18 protein-coding genes and 1 pseudogene are annotated in these 21,423 nt (G+C 68.8%); 11 read left to right on the top strand and 8 right to left on the bottom strand.

Annotated features, from left to right (window positions below; translation table 11 throughout):
* From Tther_RS08255 to Tther_RS08235, 5 genes and pseudogenes are all read right to left on the bottom strand, one after another.
* On the bottom strand, positions 1-603 hold a 603-nt coding region (locus Tther_RS08255; protein ID WP_143902784.1), incomplete at its 3' end, for an ABC transporter ATP-binding protein.
* On the bottom strand, positions 600-1,349 hold the full coding sequence (locus Tther_RS08250) for an ABC transporter ATP-binding protein (RefSeq protein WP_143902782.1): 750 nt from the start codon (positions 1,347-1,349) through the stop codon (positions 600-602). The genes Tther_RS08255 and Tther_RS08250, both read right to left, overlap by 4 nt.
* Positions 1,342-2,377 (bottom strand): annotated as a pseudogene (locus Tther_RS08245) (branched-chain amino acid ABC transporter permease). Before Tther_RS08245 ends, Tther_RS08250 begins: the two are co-directional and overlap by 8 nt.
* Before the next feature lie 7 nt (positions 2,378-2,384).
* On the bottom strand, positions 2,385-3,248 hold the full coding sequence (locus tag Tther_RS08240; protein WP_143902778.1) for a branched-chain amino acid ABC transporter permease: 864 nt from the start codon (positions 3,246-3,248) through the stop codon (positions 2,385-2,387).
* 18 nt (positions 3,249-3,266) lie between these two features.
* Positions 3,267-4,454: an ABC transporter substrate-binding protein gene (locus Tther_RS08235; protein WP_143902776.1), complete on the bottom strand. Its 1,188-nt coding sequence runs from the start codon at positions 4,452-4,454 to the stop codon at positions 3,267-3,269.
* A gap of 160 nt (positions 4,455-4,614) precedes the next feature.
* Here Tther_RS08235 and purL point away from each other — a divergent pair, with 160 nt between their 5' ends.
* A complete protein-coding gene (purL, locus tag Tther_RS08230) occupies positions 4,615-8,673 on the top strand; it encodes a phosphoribosylformylglycinamidine synthase (RefSeq protein WP_185975040.1) in 4,059 nt (1,352 codons plus the stop codon).
* Positions 8,674-8,785: 112 nt separating this feature from the next.
* On the top strand, positions 8,786-9,331 hold the full coding sequence (locus Tther_RS08225; RefSeq protein WP_143902774.1) for a hemerythrin domain-containing protein: 546 nt from the start codon (positions 8,786-8,788) through the stop codon (positions 9,329-9,331).
* 19 nt (positions 9,332-9,350) lie between these two features.
* Here the strand turns inward: Tther_RS08225 and Tther_RS08220 are convergent, their stop codons facing one another.
* Positions 9,351-11,357, bottom strand: a complete 2,007-nt coding sequence (locus Tther_RS08220; RefSeq protein ID WP_143902772.1) for a peptidase U32 family protein — start codon at positions 11,355-11,357, stop codon at positions 9,351-9,353.
* Between the two features lie 47 nt (positions 11,358-11,404).
* On the opposite strand from Tther_RS08220, the gene Tther_RS08215 reads away from it, so the two are divergent.
* The gene (locus Tther_RS08215) at positions 11,405-12,262 is read left to right on the top strand and encodes a YbgC/FadM family acyl-CoA thioesterase (protein WP_143902770.1); all 858 of its coding nucleotides are present in this window, start codon (positions 11,405-11,407) and stop codon (positions 12,260-12,262) included.
* Here Tther_RS08215 and Tther_RS08210 read toward each other — a convergent pair.
* Entirely contained in the window at positions 12,214-13,053 is an 840-nt protein-coding gene (locus Tther_RS08210; RefSeq protein WP_185975039.1) for an NRDE family protein, read from the bottom strand. The genes Tther_RS08215 and Tther_RS08210 overlap by 49 nt on opposite strands.
* 4 nt (positions 13,054-13,057) lie before the next feature.
* A complete protein-coding gene (ygfZ, locus tag Tther_RS08205) occupies positions 13,058-13,996 on the bottom strand; it encodes a CAF17-like 4Fe-4S cluster assembly/insertion protein YgfZ (RefSeq protein WP_143902766.1) in 939 nt (312 codons plus the stop codon).
* A gap of 62 nt (positions 13,997-14,058) precedes the next feature.
* Here ygfZ and mltG point away from each other — a divergent pair, with 62 nt between their 5' ends.
* The 8 genes from mltG to Tther_RS08165 all read left to right on the top strand — a co-directional run bounded on the left by mltG (position 14,059) and on the right by Tther_RS08165 (position 21,384).
* On the top strand, positions 14,059-15,099 hold the full coding sequence (mltG, locus tag Tther_RS08200) for an endolytic transglycosylase MltG (RefSeq protein ID WP_143902764.1): 1,041 nt from the start codon (positions 14,059-14,061) through the stop codon (positions 15,097-15,099).
* Entirely contained in the window at positions 15,096-16,637 is a 1,542-nt protein-coding gene (locus Tther_RS08195) for a hypothetical protein (RefSeq protein WP_143902762.1), read from the top strand. Before mltG ends, Tther_RS08195 begins: the two co-directional genes overlap by 4 nt.
* Positions 16,634-17,284 (top strand): dTMP kinase, encoded by a 651-nt coding sequence (tmk, locus tag Tther_RS08190; protein WP_143902760.1) that lies wholly within the window; start codon positions 16,634-16,636, stop codon positions 17,282-17,284. Before Tther_RS08195 ends, tmk begins: the two co-directional genes overlap by 4 nt.
* On the top strand, positions 17,281-18,333 hold the full coding sequence (locus Tther_RS08185; protein WP_342781766.1) for a DNA polymerase III subunit delta': 1,053 nt from the start codon (positions 17,281-17,283) through the stop codon (positions 18,331-18,333). The genes tmk and Tther_RS08185 overlap by 4 nt, the downstream gene beginning before the upstream one ends.
* Positions 18,334-18,335: 2 nt before the next feature.
* Positions 18,336-18,716, top strand: a complete 381-nt coding sequence (locus Tther_RS08180; RefSeq protein WP_246098964.1) for a PilZ domain-containing protein — start codon at positions 18,336-18,338, stop codon at positions 18,714-18,716.
* 64 nt (positions 18,717-18,780) lie between these two features.
* Positions 18,781-19,635 (top strand): TatD family hydrolase, encoded by an 855-nt coding sequence (locus Tther_RS08175; protein WP_143902756.1) that lies wholly within the window; start codon positions 18,781-18,783, stop codon positions 19,633-19,635.
* Complete coding sequence (locus tag Tther_RS08170) at positions 19,632-20,303, top strand: ankyrin repeat domain-containing protein (RefSeq protein ID WP_143902753.1); 672 nt, start codon at positions 19,632-19,634, stop codon at positions 20,301-20,303. The genes Tther_RS08175 and Tther_RS08170 overlap by 4 nt, the downstream gene beginning before the upstream one ends.
* A 301-nt stretch (positions 20,304-20,604) precedes the next feature.
* Positions 20,605-21,384: an ABC transporter substrate-binding protein gene (locus Tther_RS08165; RefSeq protein ID WP_143902751.1), complete on the top strand. Its 780-nt coding sequence runs from the start codon at positions 20,605-20,607 to the stop codon at positions 21,382-21,384.
* The last annotated feature ends 39 nt before the right edge of the window (positions 21,385-21,423 follow it).

The raw sequence follows: 21,423 nt of genomic DNA, 5'->3' as shown, positions 1-21,423 counted from the left end.
AGCAAGATCGCATAAGCGGCTTCCAAGGGGTTGGTTTCGACTCGTATTGCCATGAGGGTTACACTCCTTTCTCGAAGTCATGGCGTCAGACCCACCCTCGCGCTGTCTGCTGGGCGGGGAGCGTAGGCGCGTAGCGCCGGAGATCCCCGCCCAGCAGACAACCGGCAAAATGGAATTTACAGAAAGAACGATACACAACTGTGGTCCGAGCCGCTCGGCCAGGCGGGGAAAGGTTTCCAGCACCCGCTCGTAGGTCCAGTCGCGGCGGCCATCGACCCCGGGCCGGGCCGCCATGATCAGGTTTTCGCGCACGCTCAGGTTGCCAAAGATGCCGCGCCCTTCCGGCACATAGGCCACGCCCAGCCGCGCCACCTCGAACGTGGCCAGCCCGCGCGTGGGGCGGCCCCTGACACGCACCTCCCCGTCGCTGGGGCGCACCAGCCCCACAAGGGTTTTGAGCAGGGTGGACTTGCCCATGCCGTTGCGCCCCATCAGGCCGATGGTTTCGCCGCGTCGCACACGAAAATCGATGCCGTGCAGGATGTGGCTGGCCCCGTAGTGGGTGTGCAGGCCGTGTGTTTCGATCAGCGTCTCGGCGCTCACGCGTCCTCCCCCAAGTAGGCGGCCTGCACGCCGGCGTCGGCGCGCACGGCCGCGGGTTCCCCCGATGCGATCACCTGGCCGTTGACCATCACCGTCAAGGTGTCGGCCAGGGCAAAGACGGCGTCCATGTCGTGTTCGACCAGCATCAGCGCGTGTCCGCGCTTGAGGGTCTGCAGCAGCTCAATCATGCGTTCGGCCTCGGCCGTGCCCATGCCGGCCAGCGGCTCGTCGAGCAGCAGCACCTGTGGCTCGGTGGCCAGCGTCATCGCGATTTCGAGCTGGCGCTGCTCGCCGTGGCTGATGGTGCCCGCGATGCGGTGGGCGCGTGCGGTCAGGCCCGCGAGCTCGAGCGCGCGCTCGGCGCGCCGGTTGATGGCGGCGATGCCGTCGGCGCGGGCGAGCCAGCGCGCCGCACATGGCGTGCGCGCCTGGGCGGCCAGACGGATGTTCTCCCACACGGTGAAGGGCAAAAAAATGTTGGTTTTTTGGTAACTGCGGCCCAACCCCAGGCGCGCGATCGCCTCGGGCGGGGCGCCGGTCACGTCGCGGCCGGCCAGCACCAGGCGCCCGGACGTTGGGGGCAAATCGCCGGACAGCAGGTTGGTCAGGGTGGACTTGCCCGCCCCGTTGGGGCCGATGACTGCGTGCAGGCGATCGCGCTGCAGCGTCAGCGACACGCGGTCCACGGCGGCCAGCCCACCGAAGCGCTTGGTGAGCTCATGGGCTTGGAGCAGCACCTCAGCCATGATGCCCCCCGGGAACCGACTCGGCCACCAGCGCTTGGGCGCGGCGCCGCCGTTGCAGCAGCGTGTCCCCCAGGCCAATGAGGCCACGTGGGGCCACAAAGACCACGAGCACGATAAAGCCGCCCATGAGCAGCTGCCAGTGCTTGGTCAGGTCTTTGAAGACGTGCAACAGGTACTCAAAGGCAAAGGCGCCGACGATGGCGCCGGCAAAATTGCCCATGCCGCCCAGGATGACCATCATGATGGCGTGCGCGCTTTGATGAAAACCCAGCAGCTCGGGGTTGACGAATCCGGTCTGCGCCGCCCACAAGTAGCCCGCCAGGCCCGCCAGCGCACCGGCCAGCGTAAAGGCGGTGAGCTTGTAGCCAAACGTGCGGTAGCCCACCGCGCGCAAGCGGTGTTCGTTGACCCGGATGCCCCCCAGCACCCGCCCAAACGGCGAAAACAGCAAGCGGCGCAAAAACGCATACACCCCCACCAGGCATGCCAGCGTCAGGTAGTAAAAGGTCACGGGGTTTTCCAGGTCGAGAGGCTGCCAGTCCCCACCCCAGCCGGTGGACGGCTTGAACAGCACGTAGATGCCGTCCGACCCCCCCCAGCGCCTTGTTGTCAAAGAACAGGTAATACAGCATCTGCGCAAAGGCCATGGTCACCATGATGAAGTAAATGCCCTTGGTGCGCACGACGAAAAATCCGATGACCAGCGCCGCCAGCGCCGCCGCGCCCACGGCCACCGGCAGCGACCACCACAGGCTGGGCGGGCCAGACGAGGGCGTCACGAACGCCAGCACATAGCCGGCCAAGCCAAAGAAGGCGGCGTGGCCCAGCGATACCAGCCCGGTCACCCCTTGCAGCAGGTCCAGGCTCATGGCCAAAATGGCTAGGATCATCATCTGGGTGAGCATTTGCAGGTAGTAGCGCTCGTTTTCCAGCCCCAGCCAGGGAAAGGCGGCGAGCGCGACGGCGCCCAGGGCCAGCGTGAGCTGCAGGCTGCGCGGCAGCCGTTCGATGGGGGCGGCGATCGACATGGGAGGGTTATTGTTTGAACAGGCCTTCGGGCCGGTACAGCAGCACGGCCGCCATCAACATGTAGATCAGCATGCTGGCGATCTGGGGCACGAGCACTTTGCCGAAGGTGTCCACCAACCCCACCATCAGGGCCGCGACGAAGGCGCCGCGCACCGAGCCGATGCCGCCGATGACCACGACGACGAAGCACATGATCAGCACCGGGGCGCCCATGTTGGGGTAGACGCTGGACAGGGGGGCGGCCATCATGCCGGCGACCACCGCCAGGGTAACGCCCAGCGCAAACACCACCCCGTGCACGAGCCGGATGTTGATGCCCAAGGCCTCGGCCATCGCGCGGTTGAACGCGCCGGCACGGATCTTCATGCCCAGCCGTGTGCGCGCGATCAGCACGTACAGCCCCAGCGCCAGCAACACGCACAACCCCATGATGAACAGGCGGTACACCGGGTAGGCCAGGGTATCGGTGAGCGCGATCGAACCCTCGAGCAGCGGCGGCACGGCCACCGCGTGCACATCGTCGCCCCACAGCAGCGAGCGGGCTTCTTCGAACAGGTAAATCAACCCGAACGTCAGCAGCACCTGGTCGAGGTGGTCGCGCTGGTACAGATGTCGGAACAAGCCCCACTCCAGCAGCCAGCCCAGGACGAACGCGAGCGCCGCCCCCAGCACGATGGCCAGCAGCAGGCTGTCGATGGCCCCCACCAACCACCAAGCCAGGTAGGCGCCCAGCATGTAGAAGCTGCCGTGCGCCAGATTGACCACGCCCATGATGCCGAAAATCAGCGTCAAGCCCGCTGCCAGCATGAACAGCAGCAGGCCGTACTGGACGCCGTTGAGCAGCTGAATCAGGAAGTTGGCCAGGTCCATGGACGCGTCAATCCCCGTTCAACCCATGCGGCAGCCGGTGCCCGGGTCTTCGACGGCCTTGGCGGCAATGCCGATCACGCGGTTTTCCTTGCCCTTGACCTGGCGCAGGTAGATGTCCTGGATCGGGTTGTGCGCCTTGCTCATGCGCCACTGCCCGCGCGGGCTGTCGATGACAGCGCCTTCCATCGCCGCGTAGAGTGCCTTTTTGTTGGAGAAGTCGCCCCCCACCGCTTTGGCACCCTGCAGCAGCAACAAGCCGGTGTCGTAGCCCTGCACGGCGTACACATCCGGCTGCATCTTGAAGGTTTTGGCGTAATTCAGGCGGAACTGCTTGTTGCGCGGGGTGTCCAGCGCGTCGCTGTAGTGCATGGTGGTGATGACGCCCTCGGCGGCATCCCCGGCGGCGTCGAGCACGCCTTCGGTCAAGAAGCCCGACCCATAGAGCTGGATGCTGCGGTTGAGGCCCGCTGCCGCGTAGTCGCGCAGGAACTTGGCGGCGCCGCCGCCGGCAAAGAAGCACGCCACCGCATCGGGCTTGAGCGCGGCGATTTCGGTCAGCAGGGCTTGGAATTCGACGTTGGGGAAGGGCAGCCCGAGCTTTTTGACGATGGTGCCGCCGGCCGCGGTGTAGCTCTGCTCAAAGCCCTCGAAGGCCTCGTCGCCGGCCGCGTAGTTCCAGGTGATCCACACGGCGCGCTTGTGGCCGCGCTCCACCATCGGTTTGCCCAGCGCCAGCGTGGGCTGCGCGTTGGTGAAGCTGGTGCGAAACACGTTGGGGGCGCACAGCTGGCGCGTGGCCGCGTGCATTCCCGCGTTGGGGATCAGGTTGAGCACGCCCGACTCGCGCGCGACCTTGTGGATGCCCATTTGCACGCCGGAGTGGACCGTGCCGATCAAGACATCGACCTTGTCGCGCTGCACGAGCCGGTTGGCGTTTTCCACCCCCTTGGCCGGGTTGGATTCGTCGTCGACCTTGACGAAGTCGATGTCGCGCCCGCCCAGCTTGCCACCGGCCTCATCGAGCGCCATGCGCACGCCGTTTTCGATGGCCACACCCAGTTGGGCGAAGGTGCCGGTGTAGGGCAGCATGAAGCCCACACGCACACGCGCCGCCTGGGCGCGGACGATCGAAGGCAGCAGCAGGCCGGTGGAGGCGGCGCCGATCACGGCGGCGCTGCGGGTCAAAACGACGCGGCGGGTGGTCATGGTGTGTCTCCTCGGTGTAGGGAACGATGCCGTTTGTCAACATGCAGGATACTTCATGCTGTGGGGCCAGCAAGCGGGGCAAACCCTAATTGACCGCCCGGTCCACCGCGAAGGGGGCGGATAAAATCGCCGGCTGTTCTACGTCTTCGTCCAGCCCGCCGTGACCGCATCCGACACCCCCATCCATCTGTCCACGTTTCCCGGGGGGGATGCCCTGGGTCACTTTCGTGCCCGCCGTTTGTTGCCACGCCTGCAGGCCGTCGATGCACGCATCACCGGCATCGCGGCGCGCTACGTGCACCTGGTGGCCACCGACGCGGCGCTGGACGACGCCGCGCGCGCGCGCTGGGCGGCGCTGCTGACCTACGGCGAGCCCTATGCCGGGCCGACGCAGGGCGTGCGCGTGGTCGTCACCCCGCGTCTGGGCACGGTCTCACCCTGGGCGTCCAAGGCCACCGACATCGCGCGCAACTGCGGGCTGGCCGCGCGCCGGGTCGAGCGCGTCATCGAGTATTGGTTGACCGTGCAACCCGGGACGCTGGCGGGGATGCTGGGCCGCCCGGCCGCGCTGGATGAAGCGGCGTGGCAGGCCTGCGCGGCGCTGTTGCACGACCGCATGACCGAAAGCGTGCTGCGTGACACCGCCGATGCGGGCGCGCTGTTTGCGCCGCTGGCCGCGCCGCCCATGGCGCGGGTGGATGTGCTCGGGCGCGGCCGCGCGGCGCTGCAAGAGGCCAACACCGCCTGGGGCCTGGCGCTGGCGGACGATGAAATCGACTACCTGGTGGAGGCGTTTGGGCGCCTGGGCCGCAACCCCAGCGACGTCGAGCTGATGATGTTTGCCCAAGCCAACAGCGAGCACTGTCGGCACAAGATTTTCAACGCCCAGTTTGTGATCGACGGCGAGGAACAGCCCCACACCCTGTTTGGCATGATCCGCCACACGCACCGCATGGCGCCGCAGCACACCGTCGTGGCCTATGCGGACAACGCCGCGGTGATGGAGGGGCACACGGTCGAACGCTTCGTGGCAGTGCCCGATGGCCAGGGCAGCCCCAGCTACCGGCGCAGCCAGGCCCAGCACCACATCCTGATGAAGGTGGAGACGCACAACCACCCGACGGCGATCTCGCCGTTTCCGGGGGCGGCCACGGGCGCCGGGGGCGAAATCCGTGACGAGGGGGCGACGGGGCGCGGCGCGCGGCCCAAGGCGGGTTTGACGGGGTTTTCCGTGTCGCGGCTGTGGGATGGCTGGTCCGACCAGCCCGAGGGCAAGCCGCACCACATCGCCAGCCCGCTGCAGATCATGATCGAAGGCCCCTTGGGAGGGGCCGCGTTCAACAACGAGTTTGGCCGTCCCAATCTGCTGGGGTATTTCCGCGCCTACGAGCAGCGCATCGTTTCGGACGTGGACGCGCTCGAGCGCGGCTACCACAAGCCCATCATGATCGCCGGTGGGGTGGGGCAGATCGACGCCACGCTCACGCACAAGATCACGTTCCCGGCCGGCACGCTGCTGGTGCAGCTGGGCGGGCCGGGCATGCGCATCGGGATGGGCGGTGGGGCAGCCAGCTCCATGGCCAGCGGCGCCAACGCGGCCGAGCTCGACTTCGACTCGGTGCAGCGCGGCAACCCCGAAATCCAGCGCCGCGCGCAGGAGGTGATCAACCACTGCTGGGCGCTGGGGGCGGACAACCCCATCCTGGCCATCCACGACGTCGGCGCCGGCGGGCTGTCCAATGCGTTTCCGGAGTTGGTCAACGACGCCGGGCGCGGTGCGCGTTTCGATCTGCGTGCGATTCCGCTCGAAGAAAGCGGCCTGGCGCCCAAGGAAATCTGGTGCAACGAAAGCCAGGAGCGCTACGTGCTGGCCCTGGCCCCCGATGCGCTGCCGCGTTTTGCCGCGCTGTGCGAACGCGAACGCTGCCCGTTTGCGGTGGTGGGCGTGGCCACCGAGGAGCGCCAGCTCGTGCTGGCCGATGCGCAGGCGCGCGACGCGGCCGACGCCCGCCCGGTGGACATGCCGATGGACGTGTTGCTGGGCAAGCCCCCGCGCATGCGGCGCGAGGTCACGCGCATCGCGCGCCGCTTTGCCCCCTTCGACGGCACCGGGGTGACGTTGCAGCAGGCCGTCATCGACGTGCTGTCGCACCCCACCGTGGCGTCCAAGCGCTTTTTGATCACGATTGGCGACCGCACGGTGGGCGGGCTGACCCACCGCGACCAGATGGTGGGCCCGTGGCAGGTGCCGGTGGCCGATTGCGCGGTGACGTTGGCGGACTTTCGTGGCCTGGCGGGCGAGGCCATGGCCATGGGCGAGCGCACGCCGATCGCCGCGCTGGACGCCCCGGCAGCGGGCCGCATGGCGGTGGCCGAGGCCATCACCAACCTGCTGGCCGCGCCCATCGAGCTGGCACGCGTCAAGCTCTCGGCCAACTGGATGGCCGCCTGTGGCGAGCCGGGTGAAGATGCGGCGCTCTACGACACGGTCAAGGCGGTGGGGCTGGAGCTGTGCCCGCAGCTGGGCATCGGCATCCCGGTGGGCAAGGACAGCCTGTCCATGCGCACCCAGTGGCGCACCGCCGATGGCCACACCCGCAACGTGGTGGCGCCGGTGAGCCTGATCGTGAGCGCGTTTGCCACCCTGCCGGACGTGCGGGGGACGCTGACGCCGCAGCTCGACGCGCAGCAGGACACCACGCTGATCCTGATCGACCTGGGGCGCGGGCGCCACCGCATGGGCGGCTCGATTCTGGCCCAGGTGCTGGACCAGCCGGGCGGCGCGGTGCCCGACCTGGACGCGCCGCAGGATTTGGTGCGGCTGGTCGATGCCGTCAATGCGCTGCGCGCCGAGGGCCTCATCCTGGCCTACCACGACCGCAGCGACGGCGGGCTGCTGGCCTGTGTGGCCGAGATGGCCTTCGCCGGCCACGTGGGCGTCACGCTCAACGTGGATTTGCTGGTGACCGAAAGCGACGGCATCCAGGACAGCCGCGCCGACTACGGCGACGCCAAGAACTGGGCCGCGCAGGTCAGCGCGCGCCGGGAGGAGCTCACCCTCAAGGCCCTCTTCAGCGAGGAGCTGGGCGTCGTGCTGCAGGCGCGCAGCGCCGAGCGCGACCATGTGCTGCAAACCCTGCGCGCGCATGGGCTGTCCGCCTGCAGCCATGTCATCGGCAAGACGCGCCCCGCCGCGAGCCCGATCGATGCGGGCAAGGGCGAGCTGCAAATCTGGCGCGACGCCAAGTGCATCTTCAGCGCCCGGCTGGAGGATTTGCACCAGGTCTGGGACAGCGTGAGCTGGAAGATCTGCCAGCTGCGCGACAACCCCGCCTGCGCCGACGCCGAACACGCCGCGGCCGGCCGCGCCGACGACCCCGGCATGCACGTGGCGCTGACGTTCGATCCCGCGCAGGACGTGGCTGCGCCGTACCTGCAGTTGGCGCGGCCGCGTGTGGCCATCCTGCGCGAGCAGGGCGTCAACTCGCATGTCGAGATGGCCTACGCCTTCGACAGCGCCGGCTTCGAAGCGGTGGACGTGCACATGACCGACCTGCTCAGTGGCCGCACCACGCTGGCAGCGTTCAGCGGCCTGGTGGCCTGTGGCGGCTTCAGCTACGGCGACACGCTGGGCGCCGGCATCGGCTGGGCGCGCTCCATCACCTTCCATCCGGAGCTGTCGGAGCAGTTTGCCGCTTTCTTCGCGCGGCCGGACACCTTCGGGCTGGGCGTGTGCAACGGCTGCCAGATGTTTGCCGAGCTCGCCGCCATCATTCCCGGCGCCGAGCACTGGCCGCGCTTCACCACCAACGTCAGCGAACGCTTCGAGGCCCGGCTGTCGCTGGTGGAGGTGACCGACTCGCCCAGCCTGTTCTTCCAGGGCATGGCGGGCAGCCGCTTGCCCATTGCGGTGGCGCACGGCGAGGGTTACGCCAACTTCGGCCAGCGCGGCCATATCGAGGCGGTGGCGGTGGCCATGCGCTACGTGGACCACCACGGGCAGCCGACCGAGGCCTATCCCTACAACCCCAACGGCAGCCCCCGCGGCATCACGGCAGTCACCACGCCGGACGGCCGCTTCACGGCGATGATGCCGCACCCGGAGCGGGTGTTCCGCAACGTGCAGATGAGCTGGACCGACCTCGGTGCCACCGGCGGTATCGAAGCGTACAGCCCGTGGATGCGCATGTTCCGCAACGCCCGGCGCTGGATCGGCTGAGCGCGAACCCCGCGTCCACCTGAGCGGTGGACCGAACCTTGATGCGTGTCAAGGTTTGCGGCAGCCCAGCGGCTAGACTGGCCACATCGTGATGTTGCAAAACGGTGTTGCCATGTCCGGATCCGATGCGCCCAGCACCGTCGATCAGCCGATCGCAGATTTCTCGCAATGCCATGCCGGCATCCTGCGCAAGCTCGACGGGCTGGCGGAGCTGCCGGCGCTGTTGCAGCCGGCGGCCCGCGCGCGCGAGGTGGCCGAGCAGTCGGTCGAGTTCTTCCGCGAGGCCATCTTCGAGCACCATCTGGATGAAGAGCGCGAGCTGTTCCCGGCCGTGATCGCCAGCAGCGAAGCCGGGGCGGAGCGCGATCGCACCCAGGCCTTGGTGCGGCGGCTGACCGATGAGCACCGCGCGCTGGAGACGCTGTGGAAGCGACTGGAGGGCGGACTCAAGAAAGTGGCCAAAGGCCAGTCGTTCGAACTGGACACCGCCGCCCTGGAAGCGCTGGTCGCCCAGTACCGGGCCCACGCCCGCTTCGAAGAGACCGAGTTTTTGCCCATGGCCCAGGCGATCCTGAGCCGCAACGGCGACCACATGGCCGCCCTGGGGCTGGCGCTGCACATGCGCCACACGCCCATGCCAGTGGCGGGTTACGTCTGACCGCGAGGCCCCCCGGCCGTCAGGGGGCCGTCGGCGCGGGTCGGGTGCGATAAAAGCGCAGCGGCGCCTCGCGCGCCTGGCGCTGCGCCTCGCGCACCACGTGGCGCTTCAAGCGCCCGACGACGTGCATCTCGCACGGCTTGCAGTCAAAGCGCAGGGTGAGTTTTTCGTCGCCGTGCACCAGCACCAGCGGTTCGGCGCGGATCGTCCCCTGCACGCCCGTTACGCCCTTGGCCTGTTTGGGGCACAGGCTCAGGCTGTAGCGCACGCAGTGCTTGGTGATCATCAGGCTGACCTCGCCCGGCTCTTCATGGCTTTCGTAGGCGGCAGCGATCACACGCACGCCGTGGCGGGCATAAAAGTCACGCGCCTTGTGGTTGTAGACGTTGCCCAGGTAGGTCAGCACATCGTCGGGGTAGGGCACGGGCGGCTGCACGGCCGGCGCACGGACCGGCCGCACACGGGCGGCCTCGCGCGCGGCCATCAGGGCTGCCACCGCCTCGCGGCGCAGCGCGTTGAGGCGCGACGCCGGCACGAACCACGGCGCTGCTGCCGCAACATCGACCGAGACCGCCTGAAACACGGTGTCGCCCAGCCGCTTGAGCCCTTCGGCCAGGCGGGCGGCGTTGACCTCTGCGTCGCGAGCGGGCTCCAGCGGGCCGTCCAGGTCGGCGCTGCCCGTGCAGCCATCCGCATCGGTGAGCGACAGGCGCAGGCCGTCCCCGTGCGCCGCCAGACGCATCCACAGGTCGATGCGCCGCTCGGCCGAGGGCCGCTCCAGTGCCCGCACCCAGGCCATGCTGCGGTTGCGGTTGACCACCGTGCCCGGGCGCAGGTCCTTGAGGCTCGCCATCGCATCCTTGGGATGGATGCGCCAGCGCATGCCCCCTTCCGCTCCCGGCCCCAGCCGCTCGACCCGGTTGGTCTGCAGACCGATCAGGTTGTGCTGCAGGTCCAGGTAACACAGGCCGTCGCCGTTGGCCAATGCGGTGGCGGGGTCGTGGGTTTCGATCTCGACATGGTCCGCGGTCGTGCGCACCACCCAGCCGATCGGGCGGCCGGGGTTCTTGGGGCTGTCGAAGGCACCGATGTCGATCTGCCGACCGTTCACGAAGTAATCGGTGAACGCGCGGTTGAAGTTCTGGTCCGGATCCGGCGTGAACGTGTAGGTGCAGCGGCCGCTGGAGGAGGCCGCCAATGCCGGCCGCTCCTCCAAGATCTCGTCGAGCAGCCGGCGGTAGTGGGCGGTGATGTTTTTCACGTAGCCCATGTCCTTGTAGCGGCCCTCGATCTTGAAGCTGCGCACGCCGGCGTCGATGAGCGCGCGCAGGTTGGCGCTTTGGTTGTTGTCCTTCATGGACAACACGTGCTTGTCGTGGGCGAGGATGCGCCCTTGCGCGTCGCGCACTTCGTAGGGCAGGCGGCAGGCCTGCGAGCAGTCGCCGCGGTTGGCGCTGCGGCCCGTGTGCGCATGGCTGATGTAGCACTGGCCGCTGTAGGCCACGCACAGTGCGCCGTGGATGAAGAACTCCAGCACCGCTCGCCCGGGCGCAGCGCGCGGCCCCAGCGCCGCATCGACCGCGGCGATCTGCTCCAGCGTCAGCTCCCGTGCCAGCACCACCTGGGAAAAGCCCACATCCTGCAAAAACCGCGCTTTCTGCGGGGTGCGAATGTCGCATTGGGTGCTGGCATGCAACTGGATGGGGGGCAGGTCCAGCTCCAGCAGTCCCATGTCCTGCACGATCAGCGCGTCCACGCCGATGTCGTACAGCTCGTGGATGAGGCGCCGTGCGGGCTCGAGCTCGTCGTCGCGCAAGATGGTGTTGAGCGTGACGAAAACCCGGGCGTGGTAGCGGTGCGCGTGGCGCACCAGCCGTTCGATGTCGCGCACCGGATTGGCGGCGTTGGCGCGCGCTCCAAAGCCCGGGCCGCCGATGTAGACCGCATCCGCCCCGTGGTTGACCGCTTCGATGCCGATGTCGGCGTCGCGCGCCGGTGACAGGAGTTCGAGCTGGTGGGGCAACATAATCGGGCCGTGTCGTCCAAAAACCCATCATTGTCCCAAATCCCGCCATGAAACGCCATGAATTCCGCTGCTTCCACCGCCTGCGCGTGCGCTGGTCGGAGGTGGACATGCAGGGCATCGTGTTCAACGCCCACTACCTGATGTATTTCGACGTCGGCATCACCGAGTACTGGCGCGCGCTGGGCCTGCCCTATGCCGAGGCGATGCACCAGCTGGGTGGCGAGCTCTACGTCAAAAAAGCCACCCTGGAGTTTGCCGCCAGCGCGCGCATGGATGACCAGGTGGACGTGGCGCTGCGCTGCGAGCGCATCGGCAACTCGTCGATGACGATGACCGGTGCGCTGTTCCTGGGCGAGCGCGCGTTGGTGGGGGCGGAGATCGTCTATGTGTTTGCCGATCCGGCCACGCAGACCTCGCGCCCGGTGCCGGCGGCGCTGCGCGAGCTGGTGCAGCGCTACGAGGCTGGCCAGGAGGTGCTGCGCGTCGTCACCGGCCCGTGGCACACCCTGGAGCGCGATGCCGCGCCGCTGCGGCGCGCGGTGTTCGTCGACGAGCAGGGCATCCCGGAATCGGAAGAGTGGGACGCGGCCGATGCCAGCGCGCTGCACGCGGTGGCGTACAACCACCTGGGGCAGGCGGTCGGTACGGGGCGGTTGCTCACGGCCGAGCCGGGGGTGGGCAAGATCGGCCGCATGGCCGTGCACCGGGTGCTGCGGGGCAGTGGCGTGGGGGCACGCGTGCTGCAGGCGTTGGTGGACGCCGCGCGCGCACGCGGCGACCACACCCTGCGCCTGAGCGCGCAGCGCACCGCCGTGGGCTTTTACGAGCGTCTGGGCTGGCGGCGGGTGGGCGAGCCCTACGACGAGGTGGGCATTGCGCACCAGGCGATGGAAATCCGCCTCTGATCGGCCTGCTCGGCTGCCTGCGGCCCCTGCGGGCTGGGGTAGGTCCACTCGGTCAGCGTGAGGGCACCGGCGCCATCCCAGCGCGCAACCAGGCTGCTGCGGGTGCCGTAGCGGCGCTGGGGCAGGTGCACATAGGGGCTGGACGTCAGGTGCTCGGTGGCGTCGGCCGCCGGCACATGGGAGCGCAACGTCCCCCACAGCGCCGCGGTCGCGGCGTCATGGTCGGGGGCGTGCAAGGCTGCACCCAACGCGGCCTTGAGGCGCAGCAGCTTGGGCCACGGGGTGTCGAGCGCGGCGTTGGACAGGCCATACAGCCCCGGGGGCAGCGCGCGTATCCACCAGCCCTGGACGCGTTTGGCTGATACGCTGTCGGCGGTGTGCCGCGCGGGATCCCGATTGGTCAGCCAGGCCCAGTGGCCGCGCCGCACATCGCCCAGGACCAGGTTGCAGCCGTTGTAGTCGCGGGCGTCGTGCGCGGCGGCGAACGCGGCCCCATCGAGCGGCGCATCGCGTTGGAGCCAACGGGTCACCAGCTCGCCGCGGCTGCGCGCGCGCGGCGGCTCGGGTGGCCAGGCACGCACGTTGGTCAGCATCGCCACCCGGCCCGTCGCCCCAAAAGCCAGCCAGGCGCCGCCGGCGCGGGCATCGCGCCCACTCCAGACCTGGATTCCGTCGGGGAGGGTCCAGGCATGCAACGGCAGGGTGGGGCGCTCCCATGCCTCGTCGCGGTTGGCGGCCACCCACAAGGGGGCAGCCGGGGCCTGTTGCACCGCCCAGGCAATCAGGCACATGGCGTCAGATGTCCTGCAGCAGCTCGTAGGGCAGGGGTTGCAGGCGCAGCACGGGGCCATCCGGTGCACCGACGGTCAGCGCCTGACCGTCGGCGGCGCTGGTTTGCATGGACACGATGGCGTCCCACCCGTGGGCCGGGTGGGGGGCGGCATGGGCCACCATGCCCACGGGCTGCTCGGGGTCGCTGGCGTGAAACACCGCTTGCCCCGCGGTCAGCGGCGCGTCGGCGTGGACCAAAAACGCGCGGCGCTTGAGCGTGCCGCGAAACTGGCTGCGCGCCACCACCTCCTGCCCCGGGTAGCAGCCTTTTTTGAAGTTGACGCCGCCCACGGATTCGTAATTGAGCATCTGGGGAACGAACGCCTCCACCACCGGCTCCGTGATGGGGGCGACGCCGCTCATCACCTCCAGCCAGTGCCAATGGGGCAGCGCCAAGCCTGCGCCCTGCGGCGCGGCTTCGGCGGCGGGCTGCAGCAGCAGCGCACGTGCGGTGCCCGCGCCAGGCGGCAGCCGCACCCAGGTGCGTACACCGTCGTGCCAGACCGACCACGTCGCGGCAGGCAGGGCGGATGGCACGGCAGCGCCGGCGCACCCCCACAGTGCCCAATCCGCGGTGGCGTCGGCAAGCCGAACCTTGGCCCGCAGCACGAACATCGACAGGCGCTTGAGCGTGGGGGCGATGCGCTCGCGCGGCGCACACAACAAGATCGCGCCGTCGCGCCGCACGCCGATGGCGCTGAACAACATCCGGCCCTTGGGCGTGCAGTAGGCGGCCAGGCGCGCCTCGGCATCGCGCTGCAGCAAAAAATCTTGTGTCAACTGGCCGTGCAAGAAGGCGGCCGTATCGTCGCCCTGGGCGCTGAGCACGCCCCAGTCATCCAGGCGGCATATCCCGTGCAAGGTCGGCCCATCGGTGGTGTGTGGGGTGTCGATGCGATTCATGGCGTGGCAGCGGTTGCGACTATCATCGTGGCCCATATTGTCCCGCACCCCTGGGGCCGCGTATGGCGGCCCCACAAAGACCCGTGCCGCAACCCCCGCATTCCGCTGTTTGGCGCTGGCCCCTGCTGGCGGCGCTGCTGCTGGTGGCAGCCGCCACCGCGGTGGCGGTCTGGCTGCACCGCCCGTTGCCGTTGCGGCTGCAGGGCCAACCGGTCATCGACGTGGTGATCGAGCCGGGGATGTCGGCCGCCCAGGTCGCCGATGCGCTGGTGGCGTCTGGGGTGGAGGCCCCGGCGCTGGCCTTGTTTGCGTGGTTTCGGCTCTCGGGGCAGGCGCGCGCGCTCAAGGCCGGCAGTTACGAGATCGCGCCGGGCACCACCCCGGTCCAGCTGCTGGACAAGCTGGTGCGGGGGGAGCAGGCGCTGCGGCGGCTGACGTTGGTCGAGGGGTGGAACATCCGTCAGGTGCTGCAAGCGGTGCGGGGGGCGGACGATTTGATCGACGATCTGCCCCCCGGCCACGATCCGGTGGCACTGGCCCGCCACCTGGGCCTGGCCGCGGCGCATGCGGAAGGGCGGTTTTTCCCGGACACCTACCTGTACCCCAAGCGTTCGCCGGCCTCGCGCGTGCTGCGGCAGGCCGCCGCCGCGATGGACGCGCGCCTGGCGCAGGCGTGGTCACAGCGGCAACCGGGTCTGCCGCTGCGTTCGCCCGACGAGTTGTTGATCCTGGCCAGCATCGTGGAAAAGGAAACCGGGCTTGAAGCCGATCGGCCGCTGGTGGCGGCGGTGTTTCTCAACCGGCTGCGCATCGGCATGCGGCTGCAGACCGACCCGACCGTCATCTACGGCCTGGGCGAAGCGTTTGACGGCAATCTGCGCCGTCGTGATCTGCTGACCGACACGCCGTACAACACCTACACCCGCGCCGGCTTGCCCCCGACGCCGATCGCCCTACCGGGCTGGGCGTCGTTGCAGGCGGTGGTCCAGCCGGCCGCCAGTCGGGCGCTGTACTTCGTGGCGCGCGGCGACGGCTCGAGCGCGTTCAGCCACACCCTCGAGGAACACAACCGGGCGGTGCGGCGGTATCAAGGCAATCGATGAAGCGCGACCGGTGGCGTTGGGGGGCGCTGTTGGCCCTGGTGTACGGGCTGTGGGCCGTTGGCCGGCTGGTCGTGACGCCCGCATTGGAGTTCGATGAAGCCGAGCAAGTGCTGCATCGCCAAGCGCTGCTGCCCCTGTACGGTGCGCAACCGCCCTTGTTCGAGTGGCTGGTCGCGGGCTTGTGTGGCGTGTTGCCGCTGAGCGCGTTGCAGGCGGTGATGGTGGTCAAAGTCGCCGCGCTGTGCACCATCGGTGTGGGCACGGCGAGTGTCGTGGAACAGTTGACGCACCGCCCACGCGCGGCGGCAGCCGCCGGCTGGTGGGCACTGACGCCAGCCCTGCTGCTGTGGGATGGCCCCCGTACCCTGACCCACAGCCTGCTGGCGACCGCAAGCGTTGTGGGTGCACTGGCCGCCGGTGCGCCCTTGTTGCGGGGCGACGCCGCGGCGATGCGCCCGACACGCTGGCTGGCACTGGGGATCGCGATCACGGCTGCGCTGATGTCGAAGTACAACACCGCCATGGCCGTGGGTGCTTGCGGCCTGTTGGCGCTCGTGGCCGCACGGCGGTCGGCGCTGGCAGGGTCGGTCGGCCAGGGTCGCCATACCGTGATGCCCTGGGTGCGGGGCCTCGCGTGGATGGCGCCGGGTCTGGTCCCGCTCGCGTGGCACGCCAGTGTCGTGATGCGCAACTGGGATACGGTCCAGGCACCCATTGCCGAAAAAATGCTCTCCGGTGTGGCGCACGGCCCGTGGCACGGCACCGTCGAGCTGGTGGTGGCATGGATCGCCCACCTGGGGTTGCCGCTGGCCCTTCTGTGGGGACTGACCCGCCGCTGGCCCTGTCAAATGGCCAGGGCGCCGGTGTCTGCAAGCACGCTACCGCCTTGGGGGCGGTATGCGTTCCTTTACGCCGCGGTGGTGGTTAGCGCCATGGGGGCGATGGTGGCCACTGGCCTTCTCACCGACGTGCGGGAGCGTTGGATCATGCCCCTGGCCGCACCGCTGCTGGCGCTGCTGGCAGCGTGGGCTGCGCCGGCCATCGAGCGCCGTTCTGGGGTTATCCAGGCCACGGCGGCCGCGTTGGTGATAACCGGTTTGGCCCTGCTGCTGTGGCGGCCTTGGTGGCTGGCACAGCATGGGACGGCATCGCCCAACCGCCTGCCCGTGCGGGAGGTGGCCGCCTGGGTTGACCGCCTGGGGCCGGATGATGCCGTGGTCGTGGCGCGGCCCATCCAGCTTGCCGGTGCGCTGGCGGCATACGGGCAGCGCGGGCGCCGGGTGCTGTACCGCGAAAGTGCCCCGCCGGTGTGGGAGGGCACCCGCATCTGCGCCATCGTGCTCGTCGACGCGGCGACGCCTCTGGCCAACGCCGAGCGGCTCAGCGCTTTGGGGTTTGCGCCCGCCGGCCCCGTGGTCAGGCGCGTCTGGCCCCACAGGCGGTTGCCCGATTCGGGGTTGGCGGTGGAGGCGCAGGTGTGGACCACCCACCAGCGCCCGTGCCCGGAGGGTGCAGCCGTGTACCATCAGCGGCCATGAGTGTCGTCGCGCCTCCTGCCACTGGTCTGTTCATCACCTTCGAGGGCATCGATGGGGCAGGGAAGTCCACCCACATCACCGCCCTGGCGGATGCGCTGCGCCACCAGGGCTACGCGGTCACGGTGACGCGCGAGCCCGGCGGCACGCCGCTGGCCGAGGAGCTGCGGGCGTGTCTGCTGCACACGGGCATGGATGCGCTGACCGAGGCGCTGTTGATGTTTGCCGCGCGGCGCGACCATCTGGTCCGCGTGATCGAGCCCGCTCTGCTGGCGGGGGGCGTGGTGCTGTGCGACCGCTTCACCGATGCCACCTTTGCCTACCAGGGCCACGGGCGCGGTTTCGATCTGGGCATCCTGCGCACGCTCGAGGGCTGGGTCCAGACCACGCCGTCGGGCTGGCGGCAGCCCGACATGACCCTTTGGTTCGATGTGCCACCGGCGGTGGCCGCCGCGCGCCTGGCGGGCGCCCGTGCGCCCGACAAGTTCGAATCCGAGCCGCAAGCGTTTTTCGAACGCGTGGCCGCTGGCTACGCGCAGCGCGCGCAGGAGGCGCCGCAGCGCATCGTGCGCATCGACGCGGCGCTGGACGTGCCCGCGGTGTGGCAGCAGGTGCAAGATGCCTGCCGCCAGCGGGGGTGGTTGCCATGAGCCTGGCGCCGTGGTTGCAACGTCAGCTGCGCGATGTGCTGCGCTTGCAGGGGCATGCGGTCCTGCTCGCCGGGCCGGCGGGCCTGGGGCAGTATGACCTGGCGCTGGCGCTGGCGCGCACCTGGCTGTGCGAGCAGCCGGGGCCCGACGGCGCCTGCGGCACGTGTTCGTCGTGCCATGCGGTGGAGGTGCGCACGCACGCCGACCTGTTCGTGCTCATGCCCGAGCAACAGGCGCTGGAACTGGGGTGGCCACTGGATGCGCTGACGCAGGAGCGCCTCGAGCGCAAAGAGATCAAACCCAGCCGCCAGATACGCGTGGAGGCCACGCGGGCCGCGGTGGCCTTCACGCAGGTGACGCAGGCGCGGGGGCAGGGCAAGGTGGTGCTGATCCACCCGGCCGAGCGCCTCAACCCGGAATCGGCCAACACCCTGCTCAAAACGCTGGAGGAGCCGCCGGGGCGGGTGCGCTTCATCCTGGCAACAGAGGCGGCGCACCTGCTGCTGCCCACCATCGGCAGCCGTTGCCAGTCGCACACCATGGCCTGGCCCACCGAGTCCGAGGGGCAGGCTTGGCTGCAGCAGGTGGCGGCGGCCGAGCGGCCCGATGCGAGCGCCGCCGACGTGGCGGCTTGCTGGCGTGCTGCAGGCGCACGCCCGCAGGAGGCGCTGGCCTGGGTGCGTTTGGGCTTGACCGACGCGCTGTGGGCCGCCCTGCCGCGGCGGCTGGCCCAAGGCGACGCATCGGCCATGGCCGAGTGGCCGCTGGCGCGACAACTGCAGGTGTTCATGCTGCTGTGCCACGACGCGCTGGCCGTTGCCACGGGTGCGCCGCCGCGGTATTTCCCGGCCGAAGCCGTGCCGCCGGTGCCGGTACCGGCACGCCTGGACGCCTATTGGCGGGCGCTGCAGCAAGCCGCCCGCAGCGTGGAACACCCCGTCCAGCCAGGGTTGTGGAACGAGGCCTGGGCCGAGCGCACCCGGGCGGTCTTCGCACGCCCCAGCCGCGGTGCGGGCGAACCACACCCTGCAGCGGCGCTACACTCGTGACCATGACTATGGGCCCATCGGCCGGTGGCGACGCTGGCACCCACGCGCGCCCCACCGTTATCCAACTCACCATCAAGGAAAAGGGCGCGCTCTATGCCGCCTACATCCCCCTGTTCACCGAGGGCGGTATTTTCGTGCCGTCGTCGCGCCAATACACCTTGGGGCAGGATGTGTACGTGCTGCTGACGCTGCCCGACGACCCGCAACGCTACCCGATTGCGGGCAAGGTCGCGTGGATCAACCCACCGGGCGTGGCCGGTGCGCGCACGCAGGGCATCGGCGTGCGCTTTCCGGCGGATGAAAAGTCACGCGCCCTCAAGGCACGCATCGAAGAAATCCTCGGCGCGCACTTGGCATCCGACCGGCCTACCCAGACCCTTTGACCCCCTGGGGCGTCCCTGCGCTGGCGCCCCGACCGTTGACCGCGCCGATCCGGCGCCATCTGCCATGTTTACCGATTCGCACTGCCACTTGGATTTTCCGGAACTCCAGGCCATGTACCCGGACGTGCTGGCCGCCATGCGCGCGGCGCGCGTGCACCGCGCGCTGTGCATTTGCACGACGCTCGAAGGCTTCGACGCCGTGCACCGGCTGGCACTCGACGCCGCGACGGGCGACCCCGAGCTGTGGGCCACGGTCGGCGTGCACCCGGACAACGAAGGGGTGCGCGAGCCCATGTTGGCCGATCTCGTCGAGCGCGCGGCACTGCCGCGTGTCGTGGGCATCGGCGAGACGGGGCTCGATTACTACCGCTTGGGCGAACGGTCGGTTGCCGACATGGCCTGGCAACGCGAGCGCTTCCGCGTCCACATCCGCGCCGCGCGCCAGACGGACTTGCCGCTGATCATCCACACCCGGGCCGCGTCGGAGGACACCCTGGCCATTTTGCGCGAGGAGGGCGGTTGCACCAGCCGCACCGACGGGGGTGGTCCGCCCGCGCGGGGCGTGTTTCACTGCTTCACGGAAACGCGTGAGGTGGCGCGCGCCGCCCTCGACTTGGGTTTTGACATTTCGTTTTCGGGCATATTGACGTTCAAAAATGCCACCGATTTGCGCGAGGTGGCACGCTTCGTGCCGCTGGACCGCTGCCTGATCGAAACCGACAGCCCCTATTTGGCCCCGGTGCCGCATCGCGGCAAAACCAACACACCCGCGTGGGTGCCGTATGTGGCCGCGCAATTGGCCGAGCTCAAAGGCCTGTCCGTCGAGGCCGTGGCCGAGGCCACCAGCGCCAATTTCGACCGTCTGTTCACCCGTGCCGCCCGTGCGTGCGCGCCTTCTGTGACTTCAAGCTTGACATGAAAAAGATCTTACAACTCATTGTCAGCGTTTTGTTTATCGTCGTTTCCAGCTCCGCCTGGGCGCAGCGCTCCTACGAGCAATTCATCACCGCCGTGGTGCGCGATGACGCAGCCACCGTGCGCCAGCTGCACGCGCGCGGCTTTGACCTCAACACCCCCGATCCCGACCTCAACCCGGCGCTGGTGCTCGCGCTGCAGCGCGACGCGCTGGCCGTCGCGCGCTATTTGGTCGAGCAGCGCGACGTCGATGTCGAGGCGCGCAACGCCGTCGGCGAGACCGCGTTGATGATCGCGGCCTTGCGCAATCACCGCGACGTGGTGGAGCGCCTGCTGGCCCGCGGCGCCCAAGTCAACCGGCCCGGGTGGACCGCGCTGCATTACGCCGCCACCAACAAAGGCGACCAGGCTGCGGCCATCACCCGTTTGTTGCTCGAGCATTACGCCTACATCGACGCCGAGTCGCCCAACCGCACCACGCCGCTGATGATGGCGGCGCGTTATGGACGTGAGGAGGTGGTGCGCCTGTTGCTTGAGGAAGGTGCCGACCCCACGCTGCGCAACGAACAGGGGCTGGACGCCATCGACTTTGCCCGCCAGGTTGGCCGCGACGGCCTGGTGGACGTCATCGCCAGCGCGATTCGCGCGCGCCAGCCGCGTGGGCAGTGGTGAGGCCCCGGTGGACCATCACTGAGGCAACGCAGCGGCGGCCGCCGTGGCTGTGGACGTGCATGTGGACGTGCATGTGGACGTGGACGCACGAGCCTCGCAGCGTGGCCGCATTCCCGGTGTTTGGGGTCACATGAGTTCCACAATGTGTATTATGTTAAGTCAAGGGGCCGTCACGATGGAGGGCAAGCACCGTCCCCGCACACCATCGTCCGGCGGCCCACCCCGCGGGTAAGTACGAAGCACCGGCACCCCTGCCCGCTGTCTACAATGGCGACCATGTTCAACTTCGGGTGATCGCCCCATGAAGCGTCGTCACATCCTTCAGGCCATCGGGCTCGCCGCCGTCGTCGGCGCGGGTGCCGTGCAGGCTCAGAACAACGAACTCAAGGTCGCCATCGACGCGACGTACGAGCCGTTTACCTACAAAACCCCCGATGGCAAGCCGACCGGCTTCGACGTCGATATCGCCGAAGCCATCTGCGCCAAGCTCAACCGCAAGTGCGTCTACGTCGAACAGGTGTGGGACAGCATGATTCCCGGCCTGCAGGCACGCAAGTACGATGTGATCATCAGCTCGATGTCGATCACCGACGACCGCAAAAAGGTCATCGACTTCAGCGACAAGTACTACAAGACCCCCAGCGGCATCGTGGTCAAAGAAGGCACGCCCTACAGCGGCCCGGCGTCGCTCAAGGGTAAAAAAATCGGTGTTCTCAAGGGCAGCACGCAAGAGAAATACGCCATGGGCGAGCTCAAGCCCGCCGGCGTGCAGGTCATCCCGTACGAGGCGCAGGACCAGGTCTACCTCGACATCAAGGCCGGCCGGCTGGACGGCACCGTGGCCGACAAGGTGGAAGTGACCGGCGGCTTCTTGCGCAAGCCCGAAGGCAAGGGCTACGGCTTCGTGGGCCCCGACCTCTACGACGTGAAGTACTTTGGCTACGGCGTCGGGGTGGGCATGCGCAAGGGCCAGGACAAGCTCAAGGCCGACATCAACGCGGCCATCAAAGCCATCCGCAGCGACGGCACCTACGACAAGATCGCGAAGAAATACTTCGACTTCGACCCCTACGGTAACTGACGGGTGAACGGCGCGTCGCCTGCCGGTGGCTGCCGGCGC

The sequence above is a fragment of the Tepidimonas thermarum genome (genome assembly GCF_007556705.1).
In the GTDB taxonomy this organism is placed as follows: Bacteria; Pseudomonadota; Gammaproteobacteria; order Burkholderiales; family Burkholderiaceae_C; genus Tepidimonas; species Tepidimonas thermarum.
This window is presented reverse-complemented; position numbering and strand designations above follow the sequence as displayed.

Excerpts from the sequence above, each read along its gene's own strand:
- Tther_RS08250 (WP_143902782.1), bottom strand. The coding sequence starts at position 1,349 with ATGGCTGAGGTGCTGCTCCAAGCCCATGAGCTCACCAAGCGCTTCGGT.
- Tther_RS08235 (WP_143902776.1), bottom strand. The coding sequence starts at position 4,454 with ATGACCACCCGCCGCGTCGTTTTGACCCGCAGCGCCGCCGTGATCGGC.
- Tther_RS08165 (WP_143902751.1), top strand. The coding sequence starts at position 20,605 with ATGAAGCGTCGTCACATCCTTCAGGCCATCGGGCTCGCCGCCGTCGTC.
- Tther_RS08210 (WP_185975039.1), bottom strand. The coding sequence starts at position 13,053 with ATGTGCCTGATTGCCTGGGCGGTGCAACAGGCCCCGGCTGCCCCCTTG.
- Tther_RS08170 (WP_143902753.1), top strand. The coding sequence starts at position 19,632 with ATGAAAAAGATCTTACAACTCATTGTCAGCGTTTTGTTTATCGTCGTT.
- Tther_RS08220 (WP_143902772.1), bottom strand. The coding sequence starts at position 11,357 with ATGTTGCCCCACCAGCTCGAACTCCTGTCACCGGCGCGCGACGCCGAC.
- Tther_RS08195 (WP_143902762.1), top strand. The coding sequence starts at position 15,096 with ATGAAGCGCGACCGGTGGCGTTGGGGGGCGCTGTTGGCCCTGGTGTAC.
- Tther_RS08240 (WP_143902778.1), bottom strand. The coding sequence starts at position 3,248 with ATGGACCTGGCCAACTTCCTGATTCAGCTGCTCAACGGCGTCCAGTAC.
- tmk (WP_143902760.1), top strand. The coding sequence starts at position 16,634 with ATGAGTGTCGTCGCGCCTCCTGCCACTGGTCTGTTCATCACCTTCGAG.
- Tther_RS08215 (WP_143902770.1), top strand. The coding sequence starts at position 11,405 with ATGAAACGCCATGAATTCCGCTGCTTCCACCGCCTGCGCGTGCGCTGG.
- ygfZ (WP_143902766.1), bottom strand. The coding sequence starts at position 13,996 with ATGAATCGCATCGACACCCCACACACCACCGATGGGCCGACCTTGCAC.
- Tther_RS08185 (WP_342781766.1), top strand. The coding sequence starts at position 17,281 with ATGAGCCTGGCGCCGTGGTTGCAACGTCAGCTGCGCGATGTGCTGCGC.
- Tther_RS08180 (WP_246098964.1), top strand. The coding sequence starts at position 18,336 with ATGACTATGGGCCCATCGGCCGGTGGCGACGCTGGCACCCACGCGCGC.
- Tther_RS08225 (WP_143902774.1), top strand. The coding sequence starts at position 8,786 with ATGTCCGGATCCGATGCGCCCAGCACCGTCGATCAGCCGATCGCAGAT.
- Tther_RS08175 (WP_143902756.1), top strand. The coding sequence starts at position 18,781 with ATGTTTACCGATTCGCACTGCCACTTGGATTTTCCGGAACTCCAGGCC.
- mltG (WP_143902764.1), top strand. The coding sequence starts at position 14,059 with ATGGCGGCCCCACAAAGACCCGTGCCGCAACCCCCGCATTCCGCTGTT.